The following is a 15,281-nucleotide window of genomic DNA, read 5'->3' on the forward strand; positions in this document are numbered from 1 at the left end:
GTGCCGCTCGCAGTGCGGGCGACGGAGAGAGAGCCTACCCCACGCCGTTAGGCTGATCGAATCCAGATCCACCCCCTCGGAGGAGACGCAGATGGCCGACTCGTCGTTCGACATCGTCAGCAAGTTCGACCGCCAGGAGGCCGACAACGCCCTCAACCAGGCGGTCAAGGAGATCAACCAGCGCTACGACTTCAAGGGCACCGGCGCCACGATCGAGTGGAAGGGCGAGCAGGGCATCGAGATCACCGCGAACGCCGACGAGCGCGCCCTCGCCGTGCTCGAGGTCTTCAAGGAGAAGCTCATCAAGCGCGGCATCAGCCTCAAGGCGCTCGAGACCGACGACCCTCGCCAGAGCGGCAAGGAGACCAAGCTCAACGGCACCTTCAGCGACGGCATCACGACCGAGCAGGCCAAGAAGGTCTCCAAGATCATCCGCGACGAGGGCCCCAAGGGCGCCAAGGTGCAGATCCAGGGCGACGAGCTGCGGGTCACGAGCAAGAAGCGCGACGACCTCCAGGAGATCATCGCGCTGGTCAAGGCCGCCGACCTCGACTTCCCGGTGCAGTTCACGAACTACCGCTAGCTGGTCGTCGGGCACACTGCAGAGGTGTCCGACCCGCTGCGCAGGCTGCTCGACGCGCCGCCCGACCTCCCGGTCACCGCGGGCCTGGCCGCCCTCGAGGAGGCGCTCCGCACCCGCGGGGTCGCGGTGGTGCAGGCCCCACCCGGCACCGGCAAGACGACCCTGGTCCCGCCGGCGGTCGCCGACGCCGTCGACGGGCGGGTCGTCGTCACGCAGCCCAGCCGCATCGCGGCCCGCGCTGCGGCCCGCCGCTTGGCACACCTGCTGGGCGAACCGGTGGGCGAGACCGTCGGGTACGCCGTGCGCGGGGACCGCCGCACCAGTCGGCGCACCCGCATCGAGGTCGTCACGACCGGACTGCTGCTGCGCCGGGTGCAGCACGACCCGGAGCTGGCCGGCGTCGGCGCGGTCGTGCTCGACGAGGTGCACGAGCGCCACCTGGACGCCGACCTGACCCTGGCCCTGCTGCTCGACATCCGGGCCAACCTGCGCGAGGACCTGCTGCTGGTGGCGATGTCGGCCACGATCGAGGCCGAGCGGACGGCCGCGCTGCTCGGCGCGCACGACGGGGGCGCTCCGGTCATCCGCGTTCCCGGTGCGCTGCACCCGGTGGAGGTCGTCTGGTGCCCGCTGCCGGCCGGGTCACGCCGCACCGACGACCGCGGCATCACCCCGGCCTTCCACGACCACGTCGCCGCGACCGTGCGGCGTGGGCTGGCCGAGCACGAGGGTGACGTGCTGGTCTTCGTGCCAGGCGTCGCCGAGGTCGAGGCGACCATCCGCCGCCTGGCCGGCGTGGACGCCGCCGTGCACGCCCTGCACGGCCGGCTGACCGGAGCCGAGCAGGACCGTGCGCTCAGCGAGGGTCCCCGCCGCCGGGTGATCGTCTCGACCGCGATCGCCGAGTCGTCGCTCACGGTCCCCGGCGTGCGCGTCGTCGTGGACGCCGGCTTCTCGCGCGAGCCGCGCACCGACCACCGTCGCGGACTGGCCTCGTTGGTGACGGTCGCGGTCAGCCGGGCCGCGGCCGAGCAACGAGCGGGACGGGCCGGGCGTCTGGGGCCGGGCGCCGTGCTGCGGTGCTGGTCCGAGGCGGAGCAGGCCCACCTGGCGGCCCACCCCGAGCCCGAGATCGCCACCGCCGACCTGACGGCCTTCACGCTGGAGGTGGCGCGCTGGGGTCATCGCGACGCACGAGACCTGGCCCTGCTCGACCAGCCACCCGCGCACGCCGCGGCGGCCGCCCGACAGGTGCTGTTGGACCTGGGGGCGATCACCGAGGACGGGCTGGCCACCCCGCGCGGGCGGGTGATCGCCGACGTGCCGGTCGACCCCCGGCTGGCGCGGGCCCTCATCGACGGCGCCGGGCTCGTCGGAGCCAGGCGGGCCGCCGAGGTGGTCGCGATGCTCGGCGAGGACGTCCGCGCTCCCGGCGGCGACCTGGTGGCCGCGCTCCGGTCGCTGCGCTCCGACCGGCGGGCCGGCGCGTGGCGCAGCCAGGTCACCCGGCTGGAGTCGATCGCGAAGGACCAGGAGGCCTCGCCCGACGCGCGACCGCTGACCGACGACGTGGCGGTGGGCCTCGTGGTGGCGCTGGCCCACCCGGACCGGATCGCGCGCAAGCGCCCCGGCGGCTCGACCTACCTGATGACCTCCGGCACGGGTGCCGCACTCGACCGTCGCGACCCGGGCGCCCTGGCCGGCCTCGAGTGGCTCGCGGTCGGCGACGCGGACCGTCGCCCCGGGGAGCGCGAGGCCCGGATCCGTGCGGCGGCACCGCTCACCGAGGACCTGGCCCTGGAGGCGGCGGGCTCCCTCTGGACCGAGGTGGACGAGGTCAGCTGGACCGGCGGGCGCGTGCTGGCCCGCCGACGCACTCTGCTGGGCGCGATCGAGCTCGGCTCCGTCCCGCTCGGCGACCCCCCGGTGGAGGCCGTGACCGCGGCGATCCGGGGAGCGGTGGAGAGCGAGGGCATCGCCCTGTTCACCTGGACGGAGGCGGCCACCGCGTTGCGCGCTCGCCTCGACTTCCTGCACCGGGCGCTCGGCGATCCCTGGCCCGACGTGAGCGACGAGGCACTGACGCGGAACCTCTCCTCGTGGGTGGGACCGCAGCTCATGCGGGTGCGCTCGGCCCAGGACCTGCGCCGCATCGACGTCACGGCCGCCCTGAGGGCGCTGCTGCCGTGGCCGCAGGCCGGCCGGCTCGACGAGCTGGCGCCGGAACGGGTGGAGGTGCCCAGCGGGTCGACCGTGCGGATCGACTACGCCGCGGAGCAGCCGACGCTCGCCGTCAGGCTGCAGGAGGTGTTCGGCTGGTCGGCGGTGCCGGTGCTGGCGGACGGGAGGGTCCCGCTCCTGCTGCAGCTGCTCTCCCCCGCGCGGCGACCGGCAGCCATCACGGCCGACCTGGAGTCCTTCTGGGACAACGGCTACCCGGGGGTGCGGGCCGACCTCCGCGGGCGGTACCCCAAGCACGCCTGGCCGGACGATCCCCGCAGCGCGCCCGCCACGCGACGCACGAACACGCCCCGCGGCCCACGCTGAAGGGCCCCGACCGCGTGCGGTCGGGGCCCTCGTCGTGCTGCGTCAGACGATCAGTGCAGCAGGATCGCTCCGCTCAGTGCAGCAGGATCGCTCCGCTCAGTGCAGCAGGATGGGTGCTGCCGTGGCGTCCTCGTCGTCGAGGAGGTGCGACTCCTCCTTCTTCCGGGGCAGGAAGAGCGCCGGGACGATCGCGACCAGCACGAGCGCCAGCGCGACCATGAAGGTCGAGGAGAACGCGTCGGCCGCGAACGACAGACCTCGCTGGATCACGTCGCCGGGCAGGCCGAGCTGGTCGAGCAGGCCCGGCTGCATCTGCGTGGCGATCGCGACGCCCGCCTCGGTGAGCGGCTCGCCGTTCTCGTCGACCGCGCCCTGGATGGTCGGCGACGCCTGGATGCTGTTGGTCAGGATGACCGAGAGCACCGCCGCACCGACCGAGCTGCCGACCTGCTGCACGATGTTGACCAGCGTCGAGCCGCGGGCCACCTCGTGGTTGGTCAGCGTCTTGAGCGCCGAGGTCATGATCGGCATCATCGTGCCGCCCATACCGAGACCCATCACGAACAGCGCGCCGCCGAGGAGCCAGTACGAGGTGTCGGCACTGAGCATCGTGAACGGGACGAACCCGGCCGCGATGAGCAGCATGAAGAACGGCACCGTGCGGCCGACCGGGATCTTGTCGGCCATGAAGCCGGCGACCGGCATCATGATCATCGCGCCGAGACCCTGCGGGGCGATCAGCAGACCGGCCATGAGCGTCGTCTCGCCTCGCACCTGCAGGAAGTAGCTCGGGAACAGCAGGCCCGCGCCCATGAAGGCCACGATGAAGACGAACATCGTGACGACCGCGACCGTGAGGCGACGGTTCTTGAACAGGCGCAGGTCGATCAGCGGGTGCTCCGGACGGAACGCGTGGAACACGAAGGCCGTGATCAGCAGCAGGCCGATCGTCACCGAGACCCACACGCGCGGGCCGAGGTGCACGCCGTTGCCACCCTCGGCGATCGAGGAGACGCCGAACAGGAACGCCGCGAGACCGGGCGACAGCAGCAGCATGCCCATGAGGTCGAACGACTCCGAGTTGGACTCGGTGTCCTTCGGCAGGACGCGCCACGCGACGGCGATCGCGATGATGCCGATCGGCAGGTTGATCAGGAAGATCCAGTGCCAGCTGAACTGGTCGATGAGCCAGCCGCCGAGGATCGGGCCACTGATGGGGCCGAGCAGCATCGGCACGCCGAGCACGGCCATGAGGCGACCGATGCGCTCCGGGCCGGCGGCCCGCGTCAGGATCGTCATGCCGAGCGGCATGAGCATGCCGCCACCGAGACCCTGCAGCACGCGGAACGCGATGAGCATCTCGATCGAGTCGGCTGCGGCGCACAGCACGGAGCCGGCGGTGAACAGCACCAGCGCGGCGATGTAGAGCCGCTTGGTGCCGAAGCGGTCAGCCGCCCAGCCGGTCAACGGGATGACCGTGGCCAGGGCCAGCGTGTAGCCGGTCATGGTCCAGGCGACGGTCGCGAGCGTCGTGTCGAACACGTTCGCGAAGGTCGGCAGCGCGACGCTGACGACGGTGATGTCGAGGATCGACATGATCGCGCCGAGCACGACGACGCCGGCGACCTTCAGCACCGGCCCGTCGAGCTTGTCGGTCGCTGCGGGTGCGGATGCACTCATGCAGTCACTTCTTTCTGGAGGTCGGACGCAGGTGGTCGCCTGCGAGAATCGGTTCGAGTGCCGCGGAGAGCCGGGCACACAGGTCGGAGGGGATCTGGTCGACGACGTCGCGCAGGGCCTGGGCCTTCTGCTCGCCGTGGGCGTCGGCCAGCTCCAGGCCACGCGGGGCCAGCGAGACGAGCTTGACCCGACGGTCGGCCTCGCTCTCGCGCCGCTCGACGATCGAGAGCTTCACGAGCCGGTCGATGACGCGCCCCTGGGCCGCCACCGAGATGCCGACCTCCTCGGCGATCGCCGAGATGGGCAGCGGCTCCGTGGCACAGGCCAGCAGGAACACCGTCTTGGCCTGGTTGAGCGTGAGATCGAGGTCGGCCGCAGCGTCGTTGGTGCGGGAGTGCATGACGCCCATGACCCGCTGCAGGAAGTCCTGCAGCTGGTCGTAGAGGACGACGGAGGAGGTGGACACGAAGAGAAATGCTAACCGATCGGCAACCATTGCAGGTCGGCAGGTGATGTGACATGGCTCGCACCTCCTCGGGGGAATACCGCGCTCCGTCACGCCTGCGCACCCCCATCGTCGCGGCCACCACCGACAGGACGCATCGGCCGAAGGTCTGGGTGTGCCAGATCACACGAGGCCAGGCCGTAGAATCAAGGCGGCGCCTCTGCGCCGTCACCCCGGCCGCCGCGCCGCCCCCTTCTCCAGACTCGGATTTCTGCATGCCCATTCGCCATGACCTGCGCAACGTCGCGATCGTCGCCCACGTCGACCACGGCAAGACCACGCTGGTCGACGCCATGCTCCAGCAGCAGGGCAACTTCGACGAGCACCACCAGCTGACCGAGCGCGCGATGGACTCCGGTGACCTCGAGCGCGAGAAGGGCATCACGATCCTCGCGAAGAACACCGCGGTCCGCTACAACGGCCCCGGCTCGCCCGAGGGCGGCGTCACGATCAACATCATCGACACCCCCGGCCACGCCGACTTCGGTGGCGAGGTCGAGCGCGGTCTGTCGATGGTCGACGCCGTCGTGCTGCTCGTGGACGCCTCGGAGGGCCCGCTGCCCCAGACGCGCTTCGTGCTGCGCAAGGCGCTCGCCGCGAAGATGCCCGTCATCCTCGTCGTCAACAAGGTCGACCGCCCCGACTCGCGCATCGCCGAGGTCGTCGACGAGACCTACGAGCTGTTCCTCGATCTCCTGCCCGAGGACGCCGGCGACGACGCCCTCGACTTCCCCGTCGTGTACGCGTCGGCCAAGGCCGGTCGCGCCTCGACGACGAAGCCCGCCGACGGCGGCCTGCCCGAGGACGAGAACCTCATCCCGCTGTTCCAGACGATCATGGACGCCGTCCCCGCCCCGGAGTACACCGAGGGCGCGCCGCTGCAGGCGCACGTCACCAACCTCGACTCCTCGCCGTTCCTCGGCCGCCTCGCGCTCGTGCGCGTCAAGGAGGGCGAGCTCAAGAAGGGTCAGCAGGTCGCGTGGATCAAGCGCGACGGCTCGATCGAGCGCACCAAGATCACCGAGCTGCTCATCACCGAGGCGCTCGAGCGCAAGCCCGGCGAGAAGGCTGGCCCCGGCGACATCGTGGCCATCGCGGGCATGTCGACCATCACGATCGGCGAGACGCTGGCCGATCCGGAGAACCCGGTCGCGCTGCCGCTGATCCACGTCGACGAGCCCGCCATCTCGATGACGATCGGCACCAACACCTCGCCGCTCGCGGGTCGCGAGAAGGGCACCAAGGTCACGGCGCGCCTCGTGAAGGACCGCCTCGAGTCGGAGCTGATCGGCAACGTCTCGATCAAGGTGCTCCCGACCGAGCGCCCCGACGCGTGGGAGGTCCACGGTCGTGGTGAGCTCGCGCTGGCCATCCTGGTCGAGCAGATGCGCCGCGAGGGCTACGAGCTGACCGTCGGCAAGCCTCAGGTCGTCACGCGCGAGGTCGACGGCAAGATCCACGAGCCGGTCGAGCGCCTCACGATCGATGCGCCCGAGGAGTACCTCGGCGCCATCACCCAGCTGCTCGCGGTGCGCCGCGGTCGCATGGAGCAGATGATCAACCACGGCACCGGCTGGGTCCGCATGGAGTTCCTCGTGCCGGCGCGTGGCCTGATCGGCTTCCGCACCGAGTTCCTCACCGACACGCGCGGCACGGGCATCGCCCACCACGTGTTCGAGAGCTACGAGCCGTGGGCCGGCGAGATCTCCACGCGTCCGTCCGGCTCGCTCGTGGCCGACCGCGCCGGCGCCGTCACGTCGTTCGCGATGACGAACCTGCAGGAGCGCGGCACGCTGTTCGTCGAGCCGACCACCGAGGTGTACGAGGGCATGATCGTCGGCGAGAACTCGCGCGACGACGACATGGACGTCAACATCACCAAGGAGAAGGCGCAGACCAACATCCGGTCGGCGACGTCGGACAACTTCGAGAAGGTCATCCCGCCGAAGAAGCTGTCGCTCGAGCAGTCGCTGGAGTTCTGCCGCGAGGACGAGTGCGTCGAGCTCACGCCCACCCACGTGCGCATCCGCAAGGTCGTGCTGAACCAGTCCGAGCGCGCCCGCGCCGCCAAGGCCCGCCGCTCCGGTCGCTGACCCCTCCCGCCCCTGGGCGGTGAGTTAGGGACCTGTCCGCTCCGCGAGCGGTGACTTGGGGACGTGTGCATGCCTCGCACTCGTCCCAAACTCACCGCCGACGCGGGGGCGGCTCCGCGGGGATGCGGCGATAGAGGCTGCGGAAGTGCGGACCGAAGTCGGGTGCCGGGCCGTCGTAGCCGCCGGCGACGAGCTCCGCGTGGACCTTCGTCACGACCGCGATGACGTTGCGCATCTGCTCCTTCGTGACCTGGAGGTACCGCAGGTCCGTGGTCCGGACGAGCGCGTATCGGTCGATGTCGATGAGGTACTGGCGACGGTCGGTCTGGTGGTGGCCGCCCTCGTACTCGGCGATGAGCCTCCAGATCAACCAGGCAAGGTCGGCGATGATCGTGCGGCCGTCGATCGTGATCTCGACGTTGAGGTCTGGCTTCGGAAGGCCCGCGAACACGAGCGCGGCGCGGAACGCTGACTCCTCGGTCGACCACGAACGGCCGTCGAGGTAGGGCGCGATCCAGACGGCCTGCGCGGAACCGGCGCGCCAGTCGTCGTGGCGGGCGAGCTCGACGAGTCCGGCCAGGGTCATGTGACCTTCACGCAGGAGCCAGTCGCCGACGACGATCGCGTCGAGCACGATCGCCTCCGAACAGTAGGCGAGGTAGGCGGCGGCCGGGGTGACGGCGTGGTCGTCGGCGAACGGCATGCGCTCGGTGCGGTGCAGCATGATGCCCTCGGTGGCGATGTGGTGGTCCCGCGCGACGACGAAGTGCAGCGGACGTTCCGGGCCGTGGTCGAGGCCGAGCTGCTGGATGCGGGTGATGCCGGTCAGTCGCGCGTCGGGCGGCAGGGTCAGGACGGCGGCCAGGACCCAGTCGCTGCGCGTCATCACGTGATCGACGTGTACCCACACCCGCGGGAAGAGACGGCGCCAAGCGCTACCTCGGAGCATGCGTGCGGACACGCCCAGTGCCGCGGCCGTGCTCGCGCGAAAAGGCATGGCTCGAAGCGGTTCCGGAACGTGTGGATCTGGCCCCATGGCGAGAGCCTGACCGCACCTGAGCGCACCCGACCTGGCCGACCTCGTCGGCTGTGGACCGCCGTCACCTGCGGAAAACCCGGGGCGGTGAGTATCGGACGTGTCCCGCGCCTGAGCGGTGAGTCTGAGACGTGTCCGGTCCGCGCACTGGTCCATAAGTCACCGCCCGCTGGGCGGACGGGTCTCTAAGTCACCGCCCAGGGGTTAGGGGGTGAGGAGGAGGGGGAGGGTCGTGGCGACGCGGGCGGTGAGGTTCGCTCGGGCAGTGGCGGGGTCGACGGAGCCGGCGATGACGGCCTGCTCGAAGAGGCCGTCGACGAGGGCGTACGCCGTGGGCGCGTCGACGCACGGCGCGCGGCCGGCCAGCTCGGCGTAGCGCGTGAGCACCCGCCAGGTCATCTGCTCCAGCAGCCGGTCGACGTGCAGCACGTCGCCGCGCAGCGAGGGCTCGAACATGCTCTGCGCCCGGACGTCGTACCAGAGCCGGTGCAGCCCCGTGTCCTCCACGAGCGTCGCACCCATCGTCGCGAGGAAGCCCTCGGTCAGCTCCTCGACCGTCGTCGCGGCGTCCACCACGGCGTCGTAGCGCCGCGAGCAGGCCGTCTTGTAGTGACGCACGCAGAACGTGATCAGGTCGATCTTGTCGCTGAAGTAGTAGTGCACGACGCCGTGGCTGAACTCGGAGTTCTGGGCGATCTCGCGCAGGCTGGAGCGCGCGTAGCCCAGCTCGCCGAGGGTCTTGAAGGCCGACTCGGCCAGCTCGAGCCGTCGCCGGTCGGCCTTGCCGGACGACGCGTTCTCGCCGCCCTCGAGGGGTGTGACTGCCATGACTGCCTCCTTCGCCGCCCCAGCCTAGTCCGAGCGGACGGTCGAGGTCGTCGATCTTGACAACTGTCCAGAAAAGTCTTGACAAGTGTCAAGATGTTACGCCAACGTGACGTGCATCACCCCACAGCGCCGTGGGCTCCGGCTGACGGCGGCGACGAAGGAGAACCGATGACCGTATTCGACCTGACCGGGCGCACCGCGCTCGTCACGGGAGGCGCGCAAGGCCTCGGACTCGGCATGGCCACGGCCCTGGCCGCAGCCGGTGCCCGCGTCATGATCGGCGACGTCCAGACCGACGCCGGACGCGCCGCCGCCACCGCGCTCGGCGACGGCCACGGCTTCGTCGAGCTCGACGTCACGAGCGAGGCGACGTGGGAGAACGCCGTCGCCCAGACCGTCGGACAGCTCGGCGGCCTCGACATCCTCGTGAACAACGCCGGCATCGAGATCACGAGCCTGCTCACCGACGTCCAGGCCGACGACGTCCGCCGCATGCTCGAGGTCAACATCCTCGGCACGACGCTCGGCATCAAGCACGGCCTCGGCGCGATGCGTCCCGGTGGAGCCGCCGGCAACGGCGGCGCGATCATCAACGTCGCCTCGGTGGCGGCCACGATCGCCTTCCCCGGCATCGCGGTCTACTCGGCCACGAAGTCGGCGGTCGACCGCCTGACCCGCGTCGCCGCGATGGAGGCCGGCAAGCTCGGCACGGGCGTCCGCGTCAACTGCATCTACCCCGGCCTGGTGCCGACGGAGATGGGCGCCGGCCTGGCCAACGACGTCGCCAAGCTCGGACTGTTCGAGTCGCCCGAGGCCGCCGTCGGCGCGGTCATCGAGCTCACGCCCGCGGGCCGCCTCGGCGAGGTCGAGGACATGGCGGACGCGGTCGTCTTCCTCGCGTCGGACGCCGCGAGGTTCATCACGGGTGCAGGACTGCCCGTCGACGGTGGAATGGGGATGTGAACGCCATGTCGGACAAGCGTGTCGTGGTCTACGGAGCCTCCGGATACACCGGACGTCTCGTCTGTGAGTACCTGCGCGAGTACAACGTCCCGTTCATCGCCGCCGGCCGCAGCGAGGACAAGCTCACCGAGTCCCTCGCCAGCCACGTGGCCGGCGTCGAGACGGCCGAGTACGAGATCGTCGCCGTCGAGCACGACGTGGAGTCGCTGACGCGGCTGTTCGAGGGCGCCGACGTCGTGCTCAACACCGTCGGCCCGTTCTCCGACCTGGGTCCGGCGGTCGTCGAGGCCTGCCTCGCGGCGGGCGCGCACTACACCGACACCACGGGCGAGCAGGACTGGCTCGTGACGTGCGACGAGCAGTACGGTGCCGACTTCGCGGCCGCCGGCCTGCTGCTCTCACCGGGCATCGCCCAGATGTACACGACCGGCGAGATCGCGGCCCAGCTCTGCCTCGAGACGCCGGGCCTGGACACCCTCGACATCGCGGTGTTCTGGGGCGGCAGCCCCACGATCGCCTCGACCCGCACGATCCTGGTCAACGCGGCGACCTCCGCCGCCCAGTACCTCGAGCAGAACACCTACGTGCCGTTCGACCCCGAGGCCGGCCTCGTGCCGCTCGTGGTCCCCGGGCAGCACGAGCTCGCGCTGTCGCTGCCGTGGGGCGGCACGTCACACCCCGTCTGGTTCAAGCGCGATCCCCGCGTCGCGAACTGCAAGGCGCAGGGCGGCGTCTTCAACGCGGCACTGATGCACGGCGTGCCGCAGATCGTGGCCGCAGCGCTCGAGGCCACCAAGGACATGTCGCCCGAGGACCGCGACGCAGCCCTGACCGAGACCGCGCTCCAGGTCATGAACGTCATGCCCCCGCGCGAGAACCCACGGGTCAACAAGTCGCTCGACTCGGTGCACGCATCCGGCCCGCTCGGTCGCGCGCACTGCGTCATCCACGGCAACAGCAACTACAAGCAGACGGGCCTCCTGCAGGCCTATGCCGCCTACTCGTTGCTGCAGACCCCGCCCCTGCGCGTGGGGTTCGCGAGCGGCTGCCAGGCCTTCGGTCACCGCGAGCTGCTGGGCGTGCTGCGCGCGTTCGGCCTGGTCGCCGAGCCCCGACTGACCGTGCAGGCCTGAGGCACGCATGCGACTCGTCGACTACCTCGACAAGGGGGCCTCCCTCGATGCGGAGGCCCCCTGCCTCACCCTGGACGACCGCTCCCTGAGCTATCGCGAGGTGCAGGACCTGGCCCGTCGGGTCGCCGCGGCGCTGGTCGCCCGCGGCGTCCGCCCGGGCGGCAAGGTCGCGATCCTCTCGGCGAACGACCCGATCTCGTTCTCATGCGTCTTCGGGATCAGCCTGGCGGGGGCCGTGTGGTGTCCGATCAACCCGCGCAACGAGGCCGCCGAGAACCGCGACCTCCTGTCGGCGTTCGACTGCGAGGTGCTGATCTACCAGGAGGGGTTCGCGCCGCTGGTCGAGCGCATCGCCGACGATCTTCCGGGCGTGCACACCTTCGTGTGCCTCGACGGGGCTCCCGTCCGCGGCATCGACTGGGACGCGTTCACGGGTCCGGCCGACTCGACCGACGAGCACGAGCCCGACTCGATCGCGATGCTCGTGGGAACGGGCGGCACCACCGGCAAGCCCAAGGGCGTGCTGCTCACGGAGTCGAACCTCGAGACCATGACGAGCATGACGCTGATCGGCTACCCGTTCGGCCGCCGGCCCGTCTACCTCGCGATCGCTCCCCTGACCCATGCCGCCGGCGTGCTCTGCATGCCGGTCCTGAGCCTCGGTGGCGAGATCGTCATCATGCGCAGCCCCGACGTCGACCGGTTCCTGGAGCTCGTCGAGATGCGGCGCGTGACGCACACCTTCATGCCGCCGACCCTCATCTACGCCCTGCTGGGCTCTGAGCGGCTCGACTCCACGGACCTGTCGTCGCTGGAGTGCTTCTGGTACGGCGCCGCCCCCATGTCGGTCACGCGCCTGGAGGAGTCGCTGCGGCGCATCGGCCCCGTCATGGGTCAGCTGTTCGGCCAGACCGAGGCGCCGATGATGATCTCGATGCTGCCGCCCGCGGAGCACTTCGAGGCCGACGGCTCGGTGGCCACCGCCCGACTCGCGTCGGCCGGCCGGCCGGCGCCGCTCGTGACGGTCGAGATCATGGACGAGCACGGCACGCTCCTGCCCCGAGGCGAGCGCGGTGAGGTCGTCGTGCGGAGTCCCCTGGTCATGGCCGGCTACTACAAGAACCCCGAGGCCACCGCGGAGGCGTCGGCCCACGGCTGGCACCACACCGGCGACATCGGCTACCTCGACGCCGACGGCTACCTGTTCATCGTCGACCGCGCCAAGGACATGATCATCAGCGGCGGCTTCAACGTGTACTCCACGGAGGTCGAGCAGGCGGTCATGGCGCACGGCGGCATCCGCGACTGCGCCGTGCTGGGCCTCCCCGACGAGAAGTGGGGCGAGCGGGTCGTCGTGGTCGTGCAGCCCGAGCCCGACGCGCAGATCGACGGCGAGGCCCTCCGGGCGTTCGTCAAGGAGCGCATCGGCAGCGTCAAGACGCCCAAGGAGGTCCACGTCTGGGACGACCTCCCGCGCTCGAAGGTCGGCAAGGTCGTCAAGCCCGAGATCAAGGCCCGGCTGCTCGTCGGGGACGCTCCCGCGGAGGGCTAGCGCACGAGGCGCGGCACGCCGAACGACGTGTGCACCGGATCGGTCGTGAGCACCGAGACGGGCGGGGTATCGACGACGCCCGGCAGTCCGGCGGCAGCGACGAGGGTGTCGTCGAGCCCGAGCAGCTCACCCTCGCGCAGCACCCACGGGGCGTGGGTGTTCGGCACCCACCAGGTGCGTCCGAGGTGGCGGGTGTGCAGCCCGAAGCGAGCCGTCAGGAACACCGACAGGTCGTCGGGGTCGGCGATCACCGCACCGCGGCGCACCGTGATGCGACCGCCGGCGCCCCGCGGAGTCGGCCACCGGCGGCGCGTGCGGTACTCGAGCACGTCGCCCTCGCGCTCGAGCGACATCCGGGCCCAGGTGTAGGGCGTCGCGAAGGCGAGCCGGGCAGCGAGGCTCACGGCCAGGCGGTCGGTCTCGAGCGAGCGGAACACGACCCCGTGGCGGCCGGCCTCGTCGACCGAGTAGAGCCGCACGTTCGTCTCGAGGAAGTCGCCCAGCCAGGGGATCGCCGGTCCTCGACCGAAGCCCGCACGCCGCATGACGAACGGGATGAGCCCCACATAGGTCGAACCGCCGAGGACGTCGGGACGCGTCCCCCGGGGCAGCAGCGGGGCGACCCGCTCGGGATCGACCGCCCAGTGCACGTAGGCCAGCTGGTCCCACGTCTGGCGCATGATCCTCGGTCCGGCCAGCTCCGGCGGGCGTGGATCGAGGGTCGTCACCCCTCCATCCTCCTCGCGCCGAGCGCTCCCGGCCCGGTGAGATCGTGTGACGCTCGCGGCCTGCGCCTCAGAGCACGCCGCGGGGGCGGAGCTGCACCGAGATGCGGGGGCCCACCGGCTTGGACGTCTTGAGCACCGCATGGTCCCAGGTGCGCTGGCAGCTGCCGCCCATGACGAGCAGGTCGCCGTGGCCGACGAGGAAGCCGATCGCCTCCCCGCCGCCGCGCGGCCGCAGGCTGAGCCGCCGGGGCGCCCCGAGCGAGACGATCGCCACCATCGTGTCCTCCTCGCGACCCCGTCCGATGCGGTCGCCGTGCCAGGCGACGCTGTCGCGCCCGTCGCGGTAGTAGCAGAGCCCCGCCGAGACGAACTCTTCCCCCAGCTCGTCGGCGTAGTGGGCGTTGAGCGCGCCGCGCATCTGCTGCAGCGACGGGTCGGGCCACTCGTGCTGCGGGCCGAAGTGGGCGAGCAGGCGCGGCACGTCGACGACGGAGTCGTACATCTCGCGGCGCTCGGCCTTCCAGCGCACGGTGGTCTGCAGGCTCAGGAAGAGGGGATCGGCCCCGTCGACCCAGCCGGGCCGGACGTCGACCCAGGCCCCGTCACCGAGGTCGCGCCGCTGCACCCGAGCGCCGAGCGCCCCGAGCGTCGGGACCTCGGCGTGGTCGAGCAGCGACGCCTGGAAGTACACGCCGTCATGATAAGCAGGGATCGAACGAATGTTCTAGGCCTGGGGCCGTGTCGCCTCGCTCGCCTGTGCCATCTCGCAGGTCTTCGGTGACAGTTTCGAATCAGCACATCGGTGACGATCCGGAGACTTCTCCCGGTGACAGTTCGACGTTAGATCGCATCCTCCGGCTCTTCGACTCAGCCCCAGCAGTCGGCAGTCATATACGCCACAGCCGACCGATTTCGGACGGGCGATGGTGAGCCGCCCGGAACTCTCAGTTGCGCGAGGTGTCGGGACCGGGTGCGATACTCGGACGAGGCAGAGGAAGCACCGGGGGTGCACGTGAGATGGACCGACGGAACCTGAAGCGCCATAGCGGCTGCGTCGCAGCCGTGTTCCTTCTAACGGCCAGCCTGGCCGCGTGCAGCGGCGAAGACGGTCCTTCTCCATCTCCATCCCCGATCTCGAGCTCACCGCCGACGGCCGCGCCTGACTGGGTGAACAACTTCTCCGAGACTCAGGTCGAGGCCGCGCACGAGGCCATCGACTTTCTCCATTCGTACGACGCGAAGATCAACGACTTTCTCGAGGCCGGCCGGGCCACGCCCGACGTCCTCGCGTACTTGCAGGACACTCACGCGGACTGGCCTGCTGTCTGGGATCAATTCATGAAGGCAGAGGCCGAAGGTCGCACCACGACGAGGCAACCGGGATGGGACGCGAAGACCACGCCCACCGAGGTGATGGTGACGCCGGAGGACTCTGTCGTGGTCACCATCACGCGCTGCATCGACCCGAGCAAGATCGCCGACTACATCGATGGCGTCGCACAACTGCAGCCAATCACCGGGTACTACGAGCAGATCGTCGGATTGGAGCGCGACACGACAGGCACGTGGAAGGTCAGCGACATCTCTACCGACCCACAGGCGACCTGCGATCTCCCAGTGGGTTGAACCTCGT

At 70.5% G+C, this 15,281-nt stretch carries 13 protein-coding genes; 7 read left to right on the forward strand and 6 right to left on the reverse strand.

Annotation, left to right across the window (positions count from 1 at the left end):
* Window positions 1-91 precede the first annotated feature (91 nt).
* Entirely contained in the window at window positions 92-583 is a 492-nt protein-coding gene (locus LO931_RS04030) for a YajQ family cyclic di-GMP-binding protein (RefSeq protein ID WP_229051923.1), read from the forward strand.
* 24 nt (window positions 584-607) lie between these two features.
* Complete coding sequence (gene hrpB, locus LO931_RS04035; protein WP_229051924.1) at window positions 608-3,130, forward strand: ATP-dependent helicase HrpB; 2,523 nt, start codon at window positions 608-610, stop codon at window positions 3,128-3,130.
* A gap of 96 nt (window positions 3,131-3,226) precedes the next feature.
* Here hrpB and LO931_RS04040 read toward each other — a convergent pair whose 3' ends face one another.
* Together LO931_RS04040 and LO931_RS04045 are read right to left on the reverse strand one after the other, a co-directional pair.
* A complete protein-coding gene (locus tag LO931_RS04040) occupies window positions 3,227-4,810 on the reverse strand; it encodes a DHA2 family efflux MFS transporter permease subunit (RefSeq protein ID WP_229051925.1) in 1,584 nt (527 codons plus the stop codon).
* A gap of 4 nt (window positions 4,811-4,814) precedes the next feature.
* Window positions 4,815-5,276, reverse strand: coding sequence for a MarR family winged helix-turn-helix transcriptional regulator (locus tag LO931_RS04045; RefSeq protein ID WP_229051926.1), 462 nt, complete (start codon window positions 5,274-5,276; stop codon window positions 4,815-4,817).
* Between the two features lie 254 nt (window positions 5,277-5,530).
* Between LO931_RS04045 and typA the strand changes: the two genes are divergently transcribed.
* Window positions 5,531-7,408: a translational GTPase TypA gene (typA, locus tag LO931_RS04050; RefSeq protein ID WP_229051927.1), complete on the forward strand. Its 1,878-nt coding sequence runs from the start codon at window positions 5,531-5,533 to the stop codon at window positions 7,406-7,408.
* Between the two features lie 91 nt (window positions 7,409-7,499).
* On the opposite strand, the gene LO931_RS04055 is transcribed toward typA, so the two are convergent.
* Both LO931_RS04055 and LO931_RS04060 read right to left on the reverse strand, forming a co-directional pair.
* A complete protein-coding gene (locus LO931_RS04055) occupies window positions 7,500-8,294 on the reverse strand; it encodes a hypothetical protein (RefSeq protein ID WP_229051928.1) in 795 nt (264 codons plus the stop codon).
* Window positions 8,295-8,648: 354 nt separating this feature from the next.
* Window positions 8,649-9,272, reverse strand: a complete 624-nt coding sequence (locus LO931_RS04060; RefSeq protein WP_229051929.1) for a TetR/AcrR family transcriptional regulator — start codon at window positions 9,270-9,272, stop codon at window positions 8,649-8,651.
* Window positions 9,273-9,440: 168 nt separating this feature from the next.
* Here LO931_RS04060 and LO931_RS04065 point away from each other — a divergent pair, with 168 nt between their 5' ends.
* From LO931_RS04065 to LO931_RS04075, 3 genes are read left to right on the forward strand one after another with little or no spacing between them, the layout of a single operon-like run.
* The gene (locus tag LO931_RS04065; RefSeq protein ID WP_229051930.1) at window positions 9,441-10,235 is read left to right on the forward strand and encodes an SDR family NAD(P)-dependent oxidoreductase; all 795 of its coding nucleotides are present in this window, start codon (window positions 9,441-9,443) and stop codon (window positions 10,233-10,235) included.
* A gap of 5 nt (window positions 10,236-10,240) precedes the next feature.
* On the forward strand, window positions 10,241-11,368 hold the full coding sequence (locus LO931_RS04070) for a DUF5938 domain-containing protein (protein WP_229051931.1): 1,128 nt from the start codon (window positions 10,241-10,243) through the stop codon (window positions 11,366-11,368).
* Window positions 11,369-11,375: 7 nt separating this feature from the next.
* On the forward strand, window positions 11,376-12,920 hold the full coding sequence (locus tag LO931_RS04075; RefSeq protein ID WP_229051932.1) for an AMP-binding protein: 1,545 nt from the start codon (window positions 11,376-11,378) through the stop codon (window positions 12,918-12,920).
* On the opposite strand, the gene LO931_RS04080 is transcribed toward LO931_RS04075, so the two are convergent.
* Window positions 12,917-13,648 carry a YqjF family protein gene (locus LO931_RS04080; RefSeq protein ID WP_229051933.1) on the reverse strand — a complete coding sequence of 244 codons (732 nt, stop codon included), beginning with the start codon at window positions 13,646-13,648 and terminating at the stop codon, window positions 12,917-12,919. The genes LO931_RS04075 and LO931_RS04080 overlap by 4 nt on opposite strands.
* Before the next feature lie 67 nt (window positions 13,649-13,715).
* Window positions 13,716-14,339 (reverse strand): alpha-ketoglutarate-dependent dioxygenase AlkB, encoded by a 624-nt coding sequence (locus LO931_RS04085; RefSeq protein ID WP_229051934.1) that lies wholly within the window; start codon window positions 14,337-14,339, stop codon window positions 13,716-13,718.
* A 476-nt stretch (window positions 14,340-14,815) separates the two neighbouring features.
* On the opposite strand from LO931_RS04085, the gene LO931_RS04090 reads away from it, so the two are divergent.
* Window positions 14,816-15,274 carry a hypothetical protein gene (locus LO931_RS04090; RefSeq protein WP_229051935.1) on the forward strand — a complete coding sequence of 153 codons (459 nt, stop codon included), beginning with the start codon at window positions 14,816-14,818 and terminating at the stop codon, window positions 15,272-15,274.
* Window positions 15,275-15,281: the final 7 nt, after the last annotated feature.

The organism is Aeromicrobium sp. Leaf350 (genome assembly GCF_916858655.1).
Classification (GTDB): Bacteria; Actinomycetota; Actinomycetes; order Propionibacteriales; family Nocardioidaceae; genus Aeromicrobium.

What these genes read in the sequence shown, in the direction of transcription:
- LO931_RS04030 (WP_229051923.1), top strand. Translation starts at nt 92, where the DNA reads ATGGCCGACTCGTCGTTCGACATCGTCAGCAAGTTCGACCGCCAGGAG.
- LO931_RS04040 (WP_229051925.1), bottom strand. Translation starts at nt 4,810, where the DNA reads ATGAGTGCATCCGCACCCGCAGCGACCGACAAGCTCGACGGGCCGGTG.
- typA (WP_229051927.1), top strand. Translation starts at nt 5,531, where the DNA reads ATGCCCATTCGCCATGACCTGCGCAACGTCGCGATCGTCGCCCACGTC.
- LO931_RS04055 (WP_229051928.1), bottom strand. Translation starts at nt 8,294, where the DNA reads ATGACGCGCAGCGACTGGGTCCTGGCCGCCGTCCTGACCCTGCCGCCC.
- LO931_RS04060 (WP_229051929.1), bottom strand. Translation starts at nt 9,272, where the DNA reads ATGGCAGTCACACCCCTCGAGGGCGGCGAGAACGCGTCGTCCGGCAAG.
- LO931_RS04065 (WP_229051930.1), top strand. Translation starts at nt 9,441, where the DNA reads ATGACCGTATTCGACCTGACCGGGCGCACCGCGCTCGTCACGGGAGGC.
- LO931_RS04070 (WP_229051931.1), top strand. Translation starts at nt 10,241, where the DNA reads ATGTCGGACAAGCGTGTCGTGGTCTACGGAGCCTCCGGATACACCGGA.
- LO931_RS04075 (WP_229051932.1), top strand. Translation starts at nt 11,376, where the DNA reads ATGCGACTCGTCGACTACCTCGACAAGGGGGCCTCCCTCGATGCGGAG.